At 56.5% G+C, this 14,327-nt stretch carries 14 protein-coding genes; 10 read left to right on the plus strand and 4 right to left on the minus strand.

Features of this window, described 5'->3' with window-relative positions; all coding sequences use genetic code 11:
• Nucleotides 1-51: 51 nt before the first annotated feature.
• Nucleotides 52-1,446, minus strand: coding sequence for a chloride channel protein (locus WJU22_RS09020; RefSeq protein WP_341842911.1), 1,395 nt, complete (start codon nt 1,444-1,446; stop codon nt 52-54).
• A gap of 31 nt (nt 1,447-1,477) precedes the next feature.
• A complete protein-coding gene (locus WJU22_RS09025; protein ID WP_341842912.1) occupies nt 1,478-2,578 on the minus strand; it encodes a hypothetical protein in 1,101 nt (366 codons plus the stop codon).
• 183 nt (nt 2,579-2,761) lie between these two features.
• On the opposite strand from WJU22_RS09025, the gene WJU22_RS09030 reads away from it, so the two are divergent.
• Complete coding sequence (locus tag WJU22_RS09030; RefSeq protein ID WP_341842913.1) at nt 2,762-3,478, plus strand: hypothetical protein; 717 nt, start codon at nt 2,762-2,764, stop codon at nt 3,476-3,478.
• A 134-nt stretch (nt 3,479-3,612) separates the two neighbouring features.
• On the opposite strand, the gene WJU22_RS09035 is transcribed toward WJU22_RS09030, so the two are convergent.
• On the minus strand, nt 3,613-4,746 hold the full coding sequence (locus WJU22_RS09035) for a glycoside hydrolase family 88/105 protein (protein ID WP_341842914.1): 1,134 nt from the start codon (nt 4,744-4,746) through the stop codon (nt 3,613-3,615).
• Between the two features lie 276 nt (nt 4,747-5,022).
• Here WJU22_RS09035 and WJU22_RS09040 point away from each other — a divergent pair, with 276 nt between their 5' ends.
• From WJU22_RS09040 to WJU22_RS09050, 3 genes are all read left to right on the plus strand, one after another.
• Entirely contained in the window at nt 5,023-5,607 is a 585-nt protein-coding gene (locus WJU22_RS09040; protein ID WP_341842915.1) for a TetR/AcrR family transcriptional regulator, read from the plus strand.
• Nucleotides 5,608-5,688: 81 nt separating this feature from the next.
• Nucleotides 5,689-6,570 carry an alpha/beta hydrolase gene (locus WJU22_RS09045; protein WP_341842916.1) on the plus strand — a complete coding sequence of 294 codons (882 nt, stop codon included), beginning with the start codon at nt 5,689-5,691 and terminating at the stop codon, nt 6,568-6,570.
• Nucleotides 6,571-6,620: 50 nt separating this feature from the next.
• Nucleotides 6,621-7,946 (plus strand): SGNH/GDSL hydrolase family protein, encoded by a 1,326-nt coding sequence (locus WJU22_RS09050; protein ID WP_341842917.1) that lies wholly within the window; start codon nt 6,621-6,623, stop codon nt 7,944-7,946.
• Nucleotides 7,947-7,956: 10 nt separating this feature from the next.
• Here the strand turns inward: WJU22_RS09050 and WJU22_RS09055 are convergent, their stop codons facing one another.
• On the minus strand, nt 7,957-8,406 hold the full coding sequence (locus tag WJU22_RS09055; protein ID WP_341842918.1) for a VOC family protein: 450 nt from the start codon (nt 8,404-8,406) through the stop codon (nt 7,957-7,959).
• Between the two features lie 96 nt (nt 8,407-8,502).
• Here WJU22_RS09055 and WJU22_RS09060 point away from each other — a divergent pair, with 96 nt between their 5' ends.
• From WJU22_RS09060 to WJU22_RS09085, 6 genes are all read left to right on the plus strand, one after another.
• Nucleotides 8,503-9,192: a DUF4397 domain-containing protein gene (locus WJU22_RS09060; RefSeq protein WP_341842919.1), complete on the plus strand. Its 690-nt coding sequence runs from the start codon at nt 8,503-8,505 to the stop codon at nt 9,190-9,192.
• A 149-nt stretch (nt 9,193-9,341) separates the two neighbouring features.
• On the plus strand, nt 9,342-9,899 hold the full coding sequence (locus WJU22_RS09065; RefSeq protein ID WP_126245084.1) for an NADPH-dependent FMN reductase: 558 nt from the start codon (nt 9,342-9,344) through the stop codon (nt 9,897-9,899).
• Nucleotides 9,900-9,951: 52 nt separating this feature from the next.
• Complete coding sequence (gene gndA, locus WJU22_RS09070; protein ID WP_341842920.1) at nt 9,952-11,367, plus strand: NADP-dependent phosphogluconate dehydrogenase; 1,416 nt, start codon at nt 9,952-9,954, stop codon at nt 11,365-11,367.
• A gap of 15 nt (nt 11,368-11,382) precedes the next feature.
• A complete protein-coding gene (gene zwf / locus WJU22_RS09075) occupies nt 11,383-12,891 on the plus strand; it encodes a glucose-6-phosphate dehydrogenase (RefSeq protein WP_341842921.1) in 1,509 nt (502 codons plus the stop codon).
• Nucleotides 12,892-12,894: 3 nt separating this feature from the next.
• Nucleotides 12,895-13,620, plus strand: a complete 726-nt coding sequence (gene pgl / locus WJU22_RS09080) for a 6-phosphogluconolactonase (protein ID WP_341842922.1) — start codon at nt 12,895-12,897, stop codon at nt 13,618-13,620.
• A gap of 78 nt (nt 13,621-13,698) precedes the next feature.
• A complete protein-coding gene (locus tag WJU22_RS09085) occupies nt 13,699-14,313 on the plus strand; it encodes an NAD(P)H-dependent oxidoreductase (RefSeq protein WP_341842923.1) in 615 nt (204 codons plus the stop codon).
• Nucleotides 14,314-14,327 lie beyond the last annotated feature (14 nt).

Below are 14,327 nucleotides of genomic sequence, written 5' to 3' on the forward strand. Positions count from 1 at the left end.
TGCGCGGTTTCTTTTAACAGCCCCCGGTGCTTCGCTGCGCCGGGGGCTGTTTTATTTTGATGGATCAGAAGTGGTCGGGAAGATAATCGTCTGACAGGATTTTTTCTCCACCAGCGATTTATGGTACACCGAATATTTGATGTATTTGCGGGTGATGAAGTACGAAATCGCCGTTACGATCATGAGGGGAACGAAGAGTTTGTAGCCCCCTGAAATCTCCGCCAGCAAAAAGATGGCGGTGAGCGGCGCGTGCATGACGCCGGCCAGCACGCCTGCCATGGCCGTGATGATGAAGTTGGGCGTGTTGAGATGGTACAGTCCGGATGCATTGACGAGATACGCGAACAGGAATCCGGTGATCCCGCCGGTGATCATCGATGGTGCGAAAACCCCGCCGTTGCCGCCTGCGCACATCGTCAGCGCAGCGCAAACGATCTTAAAGGTGATGAGCAATACCGCCATGAGGATGATAGCCCAGACTTCGGAGCTATAGCCCTGCAGCAGTGAATGTGACGTTACCGCGGCGCTGTTGCCGGCCAGCAATTGCGTGATGGTGGAATAGCCCTCGCCATACAGCGGTGGCAGGAAGAAGATGATGGCACAAAGCGGGATACCCGCCAGCAGCCAGGTTTTCCAGGTCATCCGGCGCTTATGGAAGTAGCCTTCGATCCATTCCACGGTATGCGTAACATAAACAGATACCATGCCGCAGGCGATGCCGAGGAAGATGTAGAAGGGTATGGCCTGGATATTCCAGCTTTCGCTGGCGGTGAAAATGAATTTTCCGGGATAGATGAGTTGTGAAACAACGGTGGCCGTGGCGGTGGAAATCAGCAGGGGGATGAAAAACGGGATGGTAAAATCGAGCAAAAAGATTTCCAGGACGAAAATGATGCCCGCAAACGGACTGTTAAACACCGCCGCGATGCCGCTGGCCGTGCCGCAGGCGAGTAGCAGGATGGTATCTTTTGAGGAAAGCCGCAGATCGCGGCCGGTATTGGAGCCAATGGCGGCGCCGGTGGCCACGATGGGCGCTTCCAGCCCCACGCTGCCCCCGAAGCCCGTTGTGAGCGCGGCCGTGAGGATGTGGCCGTAGGTATGCCTTTTATCGATGCGGCCCTTGTTCCCGACGATGTTCTGGATGATGAACCCGATCCCCCGGCTCAGGCGCCCCTGGAAAAACCGGGTGAGCACCAGCAGGGAAAGGCCCGTCCCGATCAGCGGGAAAATCGCGGACAGCCAGTTGCTCCCCATCCAGTCGTTCATCGCCTCGGCCCTGTGCTCGAAAAACGCTACTGACACCTTCAGCACAACGGCGGCCAGGGCCGCTATCACGCCAACGATGAAGCTGATAAGGATTAAAAAATTGCGGTGGGAAGTGTATTTCGTTCTTAAATTTCCCAGTTTGACCAAAAGCCTGTAGTACTTGTTTCCGGTGCCTTCCATGCGGCTAAATTAAGGAAACCGGGAAGAATCGTCATTTTGAGGTCCGGAATTCGACTTTTTCGACGATAACACCGAGCTTTTTGACGCCCCCGGCATCCGACCGGAAGGTTTTTTCGCCGGTAAACTGGTCATAGAGTTTGGGATCGCCGGTATTGAGCGCCTTGAACAGCAGGTTCACGCCCTTTTTATCGAGCTGCCCGCCCTCGAAGCTGTCCACCGTTCCTCCGTTCGTCCATTCAAAACCATTGATTTTGAACCCTCTGCCGTTCACTTTCTGTACTTTCTCGATCGGGTCGCCCGGTTTGATGCCGAAAGGCGCGCGCCATTTCGCGTTTTCTCCCGCGAAAGTGATGGTTTTGGTGGAGTCTTTATAGAATACCACCGCCATTTCGTTTTCCGTGTCCGGGTATACGACCCATGCCTTACCGGCATCGTTCCCGTCGAAATCGGTGGCGTCGCGGAGCTCAACGTTCCCCTTGCCGTAAAGGTCCAGCAGCTGGTCGGGCTTGGTCATGCCGAAAACTAGGCGGACGTCCCAGTTCCGCGTATCCGCCGATTCGATGCCGGCGGCCGTGGTATTGATGGTTGCCGGAGCGGATGTGGTAGCAGGCTGCTGGCCGGATGTGGCGTTGGCAGGGGCGGGCCCGTCCAGCGCAGCGGTGGAAGCTTGGTTGGTATTGGCCGGCGGCGCCACCATGAGGGTAATGGCCTTGGGGATCGCGTTGGCTTTGTAGAGCGCGGCTTTCTCGTCGGTCAGCTCCTTGGCTTCGTTCTTATATTTATTAACGGTGTAGGTTGCTACGGGAAAAACGTTGCTGCTGTTGATGTTCATCGCTTTGAGGTTGGCGATGAAGGTCTGCCGGTTGCAATCGCTGTACTGGTACAGGAATTTCAGCGCGGCGTCCAGGGTGGCGGGGTCTTTCTTCAGGTCTTGCATGGTTTTGTCCACTTCCAGCCCGCCCGCGCCCGACCGGCTCATCTGTTCCGTTACGAATACCAGCGCAGGATCGTTGAGTTTCAGGAAAGTAGCGGCCATTTTGGTCGAAATATCGTCTATGGCGGATTCCGTCAGCTTCTGGGCGGAGGCGGCAAGGGGGAGGGCGAGTACGAGCAGTATGAAAAACCGTTTCATGCAGGTAAGTTTATGGGCTGTGCGTGTATAACGCATATCATTGTCACTAAATTATGGAAATATCCCTATCCCAGCGCAAAATACATGCCCGCGATTTTTCCCGGATGCGTAAATCAATTTTCCGATCCGATCATCCCCCCGATCTTTCCCACCCTAATTTTATGCCTTCAAAACAAGAAGCCCATGTTACTCCGTTTTACTTGTACGCTGGCCCTGATGGTGATGACCACCATTCATACTTTCGGCCATGCGCTTTGGATAGAGACCAGCCCGGTCGGTAAAAAAGGCCAGGCTCAGGAAGTGAGGGTGTTCTGGGGCGAATTCGCCGATAAAGACATCTCGCCGCTGGACAAATGGTTCTCCGATACCAAATCTTATTCCCTCTCCGTGGTAATGCCCGACGGTAAAGTGGTGCCGCTGCAAAGCGCGCCCGGCAAAGATCACTACAAGGCGTTCTTCACGCCTGAAAAAGACGGTGTATATACCGTTGTGATGAAACACATCGTGAAAGATCTCTATCACGGCAGCCGCCTGGATTATCATTCCAGCGCCGTGGTACGCGTTGGCGCAGCCGCCGCCATCGATCCCGCCGCCAATCAGAACGTACTGAGCGTTCATACCGCGCCCGATGCTTCGCTTAAAGTGGGACAAAGTATTGATTTCTATACGCTTAAGAATCTCAAACCCGCCGGTGGACAGGAAGTCGAAGTATTCGCGCCGAACGGCTGGGGCAAGAAATTCTGGGCAGACAGCACCGGCAAATCTTCCTTCACCCCGCTCTGGCCCGGCCGCTATATGGTAGAAGTGGCCGGCACGGCGGAAGAAAAAGGCGACCATAACGGCAAGCCTTACGAAAAGATCTGGCGTTGCGCCACCTATTGCATCGAAGTCACTAAATAATTCAGGAGCGTCGTACAGATTCCATGTTTGTGCCCCAAACCTCCCGGTCCCACGTCCGGGAGGTTTTTTTATGGGAAAATGAAACGCCGGAACTGAGCGGTCCCGGCGTTGAGCGTTGGTATTCTGGATATGGATCAGGGCCGCAGCAGCGCCGTGGCGCACCACAGCAGGGGAGCCTGCCCGTGGAGATCGCCGGTGAGGCGCTTGCGGTCGAGATAATATTGATGATCGTTTTTCATGTTCGTGCCTTCGCAAACGTTACGGATGTCGGAATTTTCGTCGAGGTACGTGATGAGCGACAGCCAGGCCTTCCTGGCGGCAGGGCCATACGTTTTGGCGTCGAGCCAGCCGTTTTTGACGCCGGAGATCATGGCGAAAGCGAACATTCCCGTGCAGGAGGTTTCTTTCCACGACTGCGGATCGTCTATCAATTGATGCCACATCCCGTCGTCTGCCTGGTATTTCAGCAGCGAAGCCATCATGGTCTGGTAGGCTTTCAGGATGCGTGGACGGTTGGGATTGTCTTTCGGGACAGACCGCAGCAGTTCGGACATGCCCGCGGCCATCCAGCCATTGCCGCGGCCCCAGAAGAAAGGCGCGGAAGGGGCGTGGTAAAAAAGGCCGTTGGGCTGCTGGAGCGAATCGAGGTACAGGATCATTTCGTTGGCCGCCCGGTCGATGTAGCTACGGTCGCCCGTGGCGCGGGTGGCCTGCGATTGCACTGCGGTGATCATGAACATATCGTCGATCCAGAGGCGCGTTTGCCAGGTGTAGCCCTGGTCGTAGAAACGGTGGCTGGCGGGAACGACGCGTTTCCCTTCGGGCGGGCCCCATTGTTTATCGGCGATGCCTTTCCCCAGCCGGAGGTAGCGGTCTTCTTTCGTTTGGAGGTACAGCTCCAGGGGAACGCAGCCGAAAACGGTGTAATCTACGTGGTCGGGAATGGGGATGAGCGTGTCGCGCGCGCCGAAAAGCGGTTCGAAGCGGTCTTTCAGTTGCTGGCGGAGCGGGCTGTCGCCCGTTACCTGCGCAAAAGTGAGCGCGCCGTACCAGGTGCAGGTTTCCGGGTAGGTGATGACCCGGGGCGGAACGGGCCGGCCGAAATTGGTATGCGGCGAAGCCACGAAGCGCGCCGCCACTTTGCGGCCGATTTCTTCCGGCGTGGCGCCGGGAGGGAAGTTGCGCAGCGCATTTTTGCCCGACTGCGCGGAAAGGGCGGCGGGCAGCAGGAGCAATGCCGCGCAGGCCTGCAGGAATCCAGTTTTCATAACATGCGGAATTTGAATACCGCTAATTTATGCAAACGTTTGCAAAATGGCAAGCTTGACTTGCGTAGAACTACGCTTTTTCCCGAATCAGCAGTTTCACTCGTGTTTTTCTTGCCGGCGGGGCCTACTTTTGTAATCGCTAGTCTGATAACTACTGTTTGTTTTCCCCTAATCCCCTCTGCGAAAGCGCATCTCCCCCGGATGTGCTTTCTTTTTAAAATAAATTTGACCGTACGGTACAAAATACTATCTTTGTCACGTAAAGCAATTGAGCACATGGCAGGAAGGCACAAGGAATTCGATGAGGAAACGGCGCTGAACGCAGCCACGGAAGTATTCTGGTCGCAAGGCTACGAATCCGCCTCGATGGAGGATCTCCTCACCGCGATGGACATCAACAAGGGCAGCATGTACAACACCTTCGGGAACAAACGCGAACTGTTCGTCCGCGTGCTCGACCGGTTCTTCAAATACGCGGTGAACGACATGACGCAGAAGTTCGAAGCGCACGACAATCCCATCGAAGGCATCCGCGACATCTTCCGCATGGTAACCCGGCCGGTAGACCTGAAAGACCATGCCAAAGGCTGCTTCCTTGTCAACACCCTGGGCGAAATGTGCGGGATGGACGAAGAACTGGCCACCATGGCCCGCAACAAACTCTTCGAGTTGGAAGCCATCTACCTCAAATACCTCCGCAAAGGCGTGAAGAACGGGCAGGTCCGCAAGGAAGTTTCGCCCGAACTGATGGCCCGGTTCCTGACCAACATGTGGAACGGCATGAGCATCTCCCGCAGGATGTACAACCGGAAAGCGCTGGAAGACCTGGTAGACATGCAACTGTCGCTCATCGCCCCCTGAAAAAATAATGCACGGCATGCAAATGCCGTTTTTTTATCACCAATATTTGACCATTTAGTACAAAATTAAAATCCGTATTTTATGACACATCACCACACCGTTAACATCAACGGACAGGACATCTTTTACCGTGAAGCCGGCGATCGCCGCAATCCCGCCATCGTACTGCTGCACGGGTTTCCCACCTCTTCCTTCATGTTCCGCAACCTCATTCCCGCGCTGGAAGACAAGTATTACCTCGTGGCGCCCGACTTCCCGGGGTTCGGGCAGAGCAGCATGCCGGCCGTTCACGAATACGCCTATACGTTTGATAACCTTTCGCATACCATCGACGCGTTCCTCGGCGCCATCGGGCTGGAAAAATATTCGCTGTACGTGATGGATTACGGCGCACCGGTCGGTTTCCGCATCGCCGCGCGGCATCCCGAAAAAGTGGAAGGATTGATCGTGCAGAACGGGAATGCGTATGTGGAAGGGATGGAAGACGGCTTCTGGGCGCCGATCAAAAAATACTGGACGAGCCCGGAAGACCCTGCCTCCATCGCAGGCGCCTCGGTGATGACGGCGCCCGCATCCACCCGCTGGCAGTACGAAGACGGCGTGAAAGACCTTTCGCTCGTGAGCCCCGACACCTGGACGCACGACCAGGCGCTGCTCGACCGCCCCGGCAATGGCGACATCCAGCTGGCCCTGTTCTTCGATTACCAGAACAACCCGCCCCTGTACCCCGGATGGCAGGCGTACTTCCGGACCTGGCAACCGCCCGCGCTGGTGGTGTGGGGGAAAAACGACCAGATTTTCGTGGAATCCGGCGCCCATCCCTACAAGCGCGACCTGCAAAACGTTGATTTCCACCTGCTGGATACGGGCCATTTTGCGCTGGAAACCCACCTTCCGCAGATCGCCACGCTCATCGATCGGTTTATGGAGCGGGAAGTGGCGCCGAAATACAATCGGGCCTGAAAATTGAAGAATGGGTGCGTATATTTATCGGCAAACCTTATCGATCTACCATGCGCACACGTTATTTGATCCTTCTCCTGCTGCTTGCCTGCCAGGCAGCTTCCGCACAAATATTCAAGTTCGGGGACCGGGTGGTCTTTTCCGGCAACAGCATCACCCACAACGGCGATTACTGGCACAATGTGGCCCTGTACCACGCCACCCGGTTCCCTTCCACACAGGTCCGGTTTTTTAACGGAGGGATCAGCGGCGACGTGGCTTCGGGCATGATCCGCCGGTTGAACGACGATATCCTTATCCACAAACCCACGCATGTGGTAGTGATGATCGGGATGAACGACGTGAACCGCCCCTTGTACGACGCCCGCAGGAAAGACGAGCCCGGCATCCGCCAGAAACAGCTCGACGCCATCAGCGCCTATAAAAGAAATGTGGACAGCCTCGTGACGCTGCTCCTCGCTGCAAAAGTGAAAGTGATCCTGCAAACGCCTTCCATTTACGATCAAACTTCGAAAATGGCCGGCAACAATCTTTTTGGCGTGAACGACGCGCTGAAGGAATGCGGCGAATTCATCAAAATCCTCGGAAAAAAACACAATATCCCCGTCGTCGATTACTGGACGATGATGGTGGAATCGAACAAACTCGCGCAGGCCACAGATTCCACCGCCACGATCGTGAGTAAGGACCGCGTGCATCCCGCCGGGCCGGGACATCTGCTCATGGGGCTGGAATGGCTGAAGGCGATGAAGGCGGAACCCTTCGTTTCGTACATGGTCATCGATCAAACCACCGAAAAAAGCCAGGCGAAAAGCAAATTCTGCAAGATCAGCGGATTGAAGCGCGGTGAAAGCGAAATTTCGTTCACCATGCTGGAAAATGCGCTGCCGTTCCCGCTCCGCGAAGACCAGAAGCCCGCGCAGCTCATCACCGACGTGCTCACCCAGATCAGCCGTGAAATGCTGTTCGTCCATTACCTCGAGCCGGGCGACTACACCTTATATATCGATGATGAAAAAATCGGGACCTGGTTTTCCGGGGAACTGGAAAGGGGCTTAAACCTCGGGCTGTACGAAAACACGCCGCAATACAAGCAGGCGCAGGAGATACAAAAACATCTGGCCGAAGCCTGGAAGCTCGAAAAGCAGCTCCGTGACATCCGGCTCGTGGAACACCGTTTCATGAAGGAGCTGGAAGCATATACCGCGAACCCCGCCGCATCCGGGCTGGATTCCGCCAATATCAAAAGGTCGATGGCCTACCAGCAAAGCAAACCCCGGGAATCCGAGATCCGCGCGGCATTCGAGCGTGCATCATTGGTACCGGCGGCATTGCGGACGCCGGTGGCGCACCAGTTCAGGCTCGTGAAGCAGTAGGGGAGCTCCCTTACTCCTTCGCGTCGTTCACTTCCACCCAATACCCGTCGGGGTCCTGGAGGTAGATTTGCTGCACGCCGTCTACCCGTTTGGTGACTTTCCCTTTTTCGCCGGCCCAGTTGATGAACGGGATGCCGGCTTTCGCCAGTTTTTCGATGAAGCTTTCTACCGAAGGCACACTGAAGCAGATGTGCGAGTTGCGGTCGCCCGTATGCGGCCCGGTTGCCCCGGCGATGAGGTGCAAATGACTTTTCGGGCCTACCGAGAACCAGGTGTGCTTGCCGTCGTGGAACGGTTCGGGGATGGTGTCGAGGCCTACGAGGTCGCGGTAGAAAACCGTCGCCTTCTCCAGGTCCTGGACATACAGCGCGAGGTGGTTGAGGGTGGCTTTCGTTCTTTGCTGGGCCGAAACAGCCGTAGCGGAAACAGCCAGCAGGCAGGTCAGGATCGCTTTTTTCATAACGGAAGACAAGATAAAAAATTCTGCGGCACGGGAGTTGTAATACTACTGCTGTCCATTTTCCCATATCCATCCTTCCACCCAAAAAATTTGGTTATGAGAAATCTGCTGACACTGTGCACCGTCCTGTTCCTGTTTGCTTCCTGTAGCCGGAACAAAGACGACGATAATCCGCTCCCCGTGGCCGCTGCGATGGTTTACCAGGCGTCCGCCCGCACCACTTCCGCTGATATGTACCTGGAACCCAATAAGTTGAACAATTCAGCGATGCCTTATGGCTCTACCGTCGGGTATTTTGACGCCATTCCCGGCAACCGGATGTTCCGTGTGAACCGCAACGGAACGGGCGAAACCCTCCTCCGGGAAAACATCCAGTTTGGCGTAAACCGCCGCTACAGTATCTTTTTTGCCGACCAATCCACCAGCTTCGTGAAATTCGTGGTGGAAGACGATTTCCCCAACGCCCAGGCGGGCAAGGCCTTCATCCGTTTCTTCCATCTCGCCAACGGGCTGGCTGCCGTTGACGTGAATTACCTGGTGGGGTCGGCGTATCAGCCCATTTTCCCCAACCGGCCGTTCGAAACCCAGGCCACGGCCGAGAATTACGACAATTTTATTCCCATAGACGCCGGCTCGCATTCTTTCCAGGTGCGGCTGAGCCCCGGAGGCGTGGTGCAGTTGACGCAGGCCAACGTGCAACTGGCGGAAGGAAAGGCATATACCCTGTTCATTTCCGGCGACGTGCCCACCCACCCCGTTACCCTGAAGGTGGTGACCAACCGGTAGATTTTTGATCCATCGCCCCCCAATACCGGCTGCCGGCTTGTCTGGTGGCCGGTTTTCGTTGTACGTTACCTCCATGCGGCCGTTTTTTCCTTCGCCTCCTGCTTTTTTGTACCTATTTTTGCGGCGTTGATGTTCGAACTGCATATCTCATGAGTACCAACGTACATATTGCGGGTCTTTCCGGCAGCCTCCGGAAAGGCTCTTACAACACGGCGCTGTTACGCGCCGCCCTGGCCAATCTCCCGTCGGGGATGACTTCCGAGATCGTTACATTTGATGAAGTTCCGTTATATAATTCCGACCTGGACACGGGCGAGCGGCCGCCTTCGGTGGTGGCGATGCGCGAGGCTTTGGCGCGGGCGGATGCTTATCTGATCGTATCTCCCGAATACAATTATTCCATTCCCGGTGGATTGAAGAACGCGATCGACTGGGCCAGCCGTGGTACCGACGCGCCCCTGATGCACAAACCCGTGGCCCTCATGGGCGCTACGCCGGGCATGTGGGGAACGGTGCGGATGCAGCTGGCTTTCAAGCCCGTTTTCCAGTTTCTGGACATGAAGCAGATCGCCAAGCCGGAAGTTTTGGTGGCGCAGGCGCCTTCCAAATTCGACGAAAACGGCAACCTGACAGACGAGAAGGTGAAGGAACTGGCGCACCGCGCGCTGGAAGCCCTCCGCGATCTCACGTTGCAACTCCGCAAATAATTAATGGGGGCAATTGGCTAAATTCGCCCCTTCAATACAGATAACTGAATATATGTCAAACAGCTTGTATGAATTCGGCATGATCGGCCTGGGCGTAATGGGGCGTAACCTGTTGCTCAACATGGCAGACCATGGTTTTGCCGTGATCGGCTTCGACAAGGACACGGAGAAGGCCAAAGCCCTCGAAACCTCCGCCACCGCCGGCACCCGCGTGAAAGGGGTGGTATCTCTGGAAGAAATGGTGGGCCAGCTCCAGCGCCCCCGCAGGATCATGATGCTCGTGCCCGCCGGCAAGCCGGTAGACGATGTGCTCGAATCCCTGCGCCCGCTGCTGGAACCGGGAGACATCGTGATCGACGGCGGCAACTCCCACTTCACAGACACCCTTCGCCGGGTAGACGGTATGAAGGCGGCAGGATTTCATTTCATGGGCGTAGGCGTTTCCGGCGGTGAGCAGGGCGCACGCACCGGCCCGAGCATCATGCCCGGTGGCGACCAGGAAGCCTACAGCCATGTGAAACCCATGCTGGAAGCCATCGCCGCCAAAGTGAACGGGGAGCCCTGCGTGGCTTACCTGGGCAAGGGCGCCGCCGGCCATTACGTGAAAATGGTCCACAACGGCATCGAATACGCCATCATGCAGCTCATCAGCGAAAGCTACCGGATGCTCCAGGCCGCCGGTCTCAATAACGACCAGCTTCACCAGGTATATAAATCCTGGAACGAAGGGGAGCTCCAATCTTTCCTCATCGAAATCACCGCCGATATTTTCCTGCAGGACGATGACAAGTCGGGCAAACGCCTCATCGACGTCATCCTCGACAAAGCCGGCTCCAAAGGCACCGGCAAATGGACGTCCCAGGAAGCGATGGACCTCGCCGTGCCGGTAACCATCATCGATACGGCCGTTTCCATGCGCAGCATTTCCGCTTATAAAGACGAAAGGGTGGATGCTTCGAAGGTGTACGCCGAGCCGAAGCTGCCCGTTTCCGCCGAAACCAAACTGTTCATCGACCAGGTGAAAGACGCGCTCCAGTTCGCCACCGTGATGTGCTACGCACAGGGCATGGCCATGCTGCACACCGCATCTTCGGCGCACAACATGGATATCCCGCTGGCCGAAGCCGTTAAGGTTTGGCGCGGCGGATGCATCATCCGTTCCCTGCTGCTGGGCACTTTCTACGAGGCGCTCAAATCCGCCCCCGAAGTTCCCAACCTGTTATTGAACAAAGCAGTGGCCGAAATTGTCAAATCGAAGGAACATAACATGCGCGCCGTGATCGTGCAGGCCGCACAGGCGGGTCTGCCGGCCGCGGGATTCATGGCGGCCCTGTCGTATTTCGACGCGTACCGTTGTGAGACCATGCCCACCAACCTGGTGCAGGCACAACGCGATTACTTCGGCGCACATACTTACCAGCGTATAGACATGCCAGGCAGTTTTCACACCAACTGGCAACACCATTAATATTTTACTTTTTTTATGCAACAACATAAGCGCCCACCTGCTTCCATCCTTTTCATTTTCGGCGGCAGCGGCGACCTGAACTACCGGAAACTGACCCCCGCGCTCTACAACCTCTTCCTCGATGAGTGGATGCCGGACCAGTTCGCCATCGTAGGCATCGGCCGTACGGAGTACTCCGATGAGAAATACCGTGGCCACCTCCAGGAAGGGCTCGACAAGTTTTCCCGCCGCAAAGCGGAAACCGACAGCCATTACCAGGAATTCTTCCAGCATGTGAATTACCTGCAGCTCGACGCTGGCGACATCGCCTCGTACCAGCGCATCGCTGATTACGTGTGCAAAAAGGAAGAAGAATGGGGCGTTCATCCCAACGTGATCTTCTACCTCGCCGTAGCGCCCCAGCTGGTGCCGTCTATCGCGCAGGAACTGGGCACGCTGAACCTCTGCAAGGAGAAAAATACCACCCGCATCGTGATCGAAAAACCCTTCGGCCACGATCTCGAAAGCGCACATGAACTGAACGATCTGCTGACCGGCCTCTTCGCCGAAGAGCAGATCTTCCGTATCGACCATTACCTCGGTAAGGAAACCGTGCAGAACATCCTGGCGCTCCGCTTCGCCAACGCGCTCTTCGAACCGGTCTGGAACCGCCATTACATCGACCACATCCAGATCACCGCCGCCGAAAGCGTAGGCCTGGAAGGCCGCGGCGGATATTACGAACATTCCGGCGCCCTGCGCGACATGGTCCAGAACCACATCCTGCAACTCATGTGCATGGTGGCCATGGAAGCCCCCGTTTCCTTCGACGCCAACGAGATCCGCAATAAAAAAGTGGACGTGCTCAACGCCATCCGCCCTCTCAAAAAGGAAGACGTGCACGAATACGCCGTTCGCGGCCAATATGGTGCCGGCTGGATGAAAGGCAAGCAGGTGACGGGCTACCGCGAAGAAAAAGGCGTGAACCCGCAATCGCCCACCGAAACCTATGCCGCGGTGAAGTTCTTCATCGACAACTGGCGCTGGCAGGGCGTGCCGTTCTACGTGCGCACCGGCAAGCTCATGCACCAGAAATCGACCCACATCACCATCCAGTTCAAAGACGCGCCCACCTTCGCGTTCCCGTCTGAAGCGGCCGAATCCTGGCGCAGCAACCGGCTGACGATCAGCATCCAGCCCGAAATGGACATCCGCATCCGCTTCCAGGCCAAGCGCCCGGGGCAGACGATGAGCCTCGACCCGGTGAACATGACCTTTACGTACGACAACAGCGACGATCATACGCCCGAGGCTTATGAAACCCTCCTGCTCGACGTGATGGAAGGAGACGCCACGCTCTTCATGCGCGCAGACCAGGTAGAATCTGCCTGGAAAGTGATCATGCCCATCCTGGAAACCTGGGAAAACCGCCACCCCGTCGATTTCCCGAACTACGTTCCGGATTCCTGGGGCCCCGAAGACGCCGATGCCCTCATCGCCCGCGACGGTCACGCCTGGATCAATCTGCCACCGGAAAAAAAGTAAAGCATGGAATTACACATCGCCAATAGCCCGCAGCAACTGAGCGAAAACCTGGCCGCGTTCATCACGCAGCATATCCAGGAAACACTGCAGAAACAGGAGATCTATACCTTCGCGCTTTCCGGCGGCAACACGCCGAAAGCCCTCTACGCCCTGCTCGCCAAAGAACCGTACATCAACATGATCGAATGGCGGCGGGTACATTTCTTCTGGGGCGACGAGCGCGCCGTTCCTTTCGAAGACGCCCGCAACAACGCCCGCATGGCGTACGACGTGCTCCTCGATAAAGTAGGCGCCCTTCCCGAAAACATCCACGTGATGCGGACAGACATCGAGCCCGAAGCTTCCGCGAAGGCATACGAAAAAACACTGCACGAATATTTCGACGGAAAAGAAAACACCTTCGACCTGGTGCTCCTCGGTATGGGCGACGATGGGCATACGCTCTCGCTCTTCCCCGGCCTGCCCATCGTCCACGAAAAGAAAGCCTGGGTGAAAGCCTTCTGGCTCGAAGCGCAGGACATGTACCGCATCACCCTCACCGCGCCCGTTACCAACCTCGCGGCCTGCGTGGTATTCATGGCTACCGGCGAAGGAAAGGCGCTGACGCTCAAAAGCGTCATCGACGGCGATCCCGATCCCGACAAATATCCTTCCCAGCTCATCCGTCCCGAAAACGGCCAGTTGCACTGGTTCGTTGACGAAGCAGCAGCAGGGGCCCTTCAGATATAAGGATACCTTACGATTGCGAATGTGCATTGGAGTTGATTAAAATCTTAACTTCAGTGCACATTTGTAATTTTTACCCGATTGAAAATTCTGATCCTGTTCGCCCATCCGGCATTCGAACGGTCGCGCGTGCATGCGCGGCTCATCAAGGCAGTGCGTACGCTGCCGGGTATCACCCTGCGCGATCTTTACGAAGAATATCCAGACTTTGATGTGCTGCCCAAACTGGAGCAGCCCCTGCTCGAACAATTCGATCTCGTCATCCTCCAGCACCCGTTTTACTGGTATAGCGGCCCGGCGCTGCTGAAACAGTGGATGGACCTGGTGCTGGAACATGGCTGGGCATACGGGAAAGACGGCACGGCCCTGAAAGGGAAATACCTCATGCAGGTGATCTCCACCGGCGGCAATGCGCATGCCTATTCTCCCGAAGGCCACCACGGCCACGCGGTGTATGATTTCCTGTTGCCTTTCCGGCAAACGGCCGCGCTCTGCCACATGGAATACCTGCCGCCATACGTGGTGCCCGGCTCCGCCCATATCGACGAGGCGGAGCTCGGAAGGTATGCAGACGGCTACGTTCAGCTGCTGCAAAGTCTTTCCGCCGGCACCGCCGATCTGAAAGCCCTCCTGCGCGAGGCCGAAGCCATTGCTCCCGGCGGCATGCCGGGGCAACTGCCGGCGCGTTTCTCCTGAACCCTGTAAATCCG

Origin of the sequence: Chitinophaga caseinilytica, from assembly GCF_038396765.1 — a bacterium.
GTDB lineage: Bacteria > Bacteroidota > Bacteroidia > Chitinophagales > Chitinophagaceae > Chitinophaga > Chitinophaga caseinilytica.

What these genes read in the sequence shown, in the direction of transcription:
- WJU22_RS09055 (WP_341842918.1), bottom strand. Translation starts at nt 8,406, where the DNA reads ATGAAAAAAGCGATCCTGACCTGCCTGCTGGCTGTTTCCGCTACGGCT.
- WJU22_RS09040 (WP_341842915.1), top strand. Translation starts at nt 5,023, where the DNA reads ATGGCAGGAAGGCACAAGGAATTCGATGAGGAAACGGCGCTGAACGCA.
- WJU22_RS09025 (WP_341842912.1), bottom strand. Translation starts at nt 2,578, where the DNA reads ATGAAACGGTTTTTCATACTGCTCGTACTCGCCCTCCCCCTTGCCGCC.
- WJU22_RS09020 (WP_341842911.1), bottom strand. Translation starts at nt 1,446, where the DNA reads ATGGAAGGCACCGGAAACAAGTACTACAGGCTTTTGGTCAAACTGGGA.
- WJU22_RS09050 (WP_341842917.1), top strand. Translation starts at nt 6,621, where the DNA reads ATGCGCACACGTTATTTGATCCTTCTCCTGCTGCTTGCCTGCCAGGCA.
- WJU22_RS09060 (WP_341842919.1), top strand. Translation starts at nt 8,503, where the DNA reads ATGAGAAATCTGCTGACACTGTGCACCGTCCTGTTCCTGTTTGCTTCC.
- WJU22_RS09065 (WP_126245084.1), top strand. Translation starts at nt 9,342, where the DNA reads ATGAGTACCAACGTACATATTGCGGGTCTTTCCGGCAGCCTCCGGAAA.
- WJU22_RS09035 (WP_341842914.1), bottom strand. Translation starts at nt 4,746, where the DNA reads ATGAAAACTGGATTCCTGCAGGCCTGCGCGGCATTGCTCCTGCTGCCC.
- WJU22_RS09045 (WP_341842916.1), top strand. Translation starts at nt 5,689, where the DNA reads ATGACACATCACCACACCGTTAACATCAACGGACAGGACATCTTTTAC.
- pgl (WP_341842922.1), top strand. Translation starts at nt 12,895, where the DNA reads ATGGAATTACACATCGCCAATAGCCCGCAGCAACTGAGCGAAAACCTG.
- zwf (WP_341842921.1), top strand. Translation starts at nt 11,383, where the DNA reads ATGCAACAACATAAGCGCCCACCTGCTTCCATCCTTTTCATTTTCGGC.
- gndA (WP_341842920.1), top strand. Translation starts at nt 9,952, where the DNA reads ATGTCAAACAGCTTGTATGAATTCGGCATGATCGGCCTGGGCGTAATG.
- WJU22_RS09030 (WP_341842913.1), top strand. Translation starts at nt 2,762, where the DNA reads ATGTTACTCCGTTTTACTTGTACGCTGGCCCTGATGGTGATGACCACC.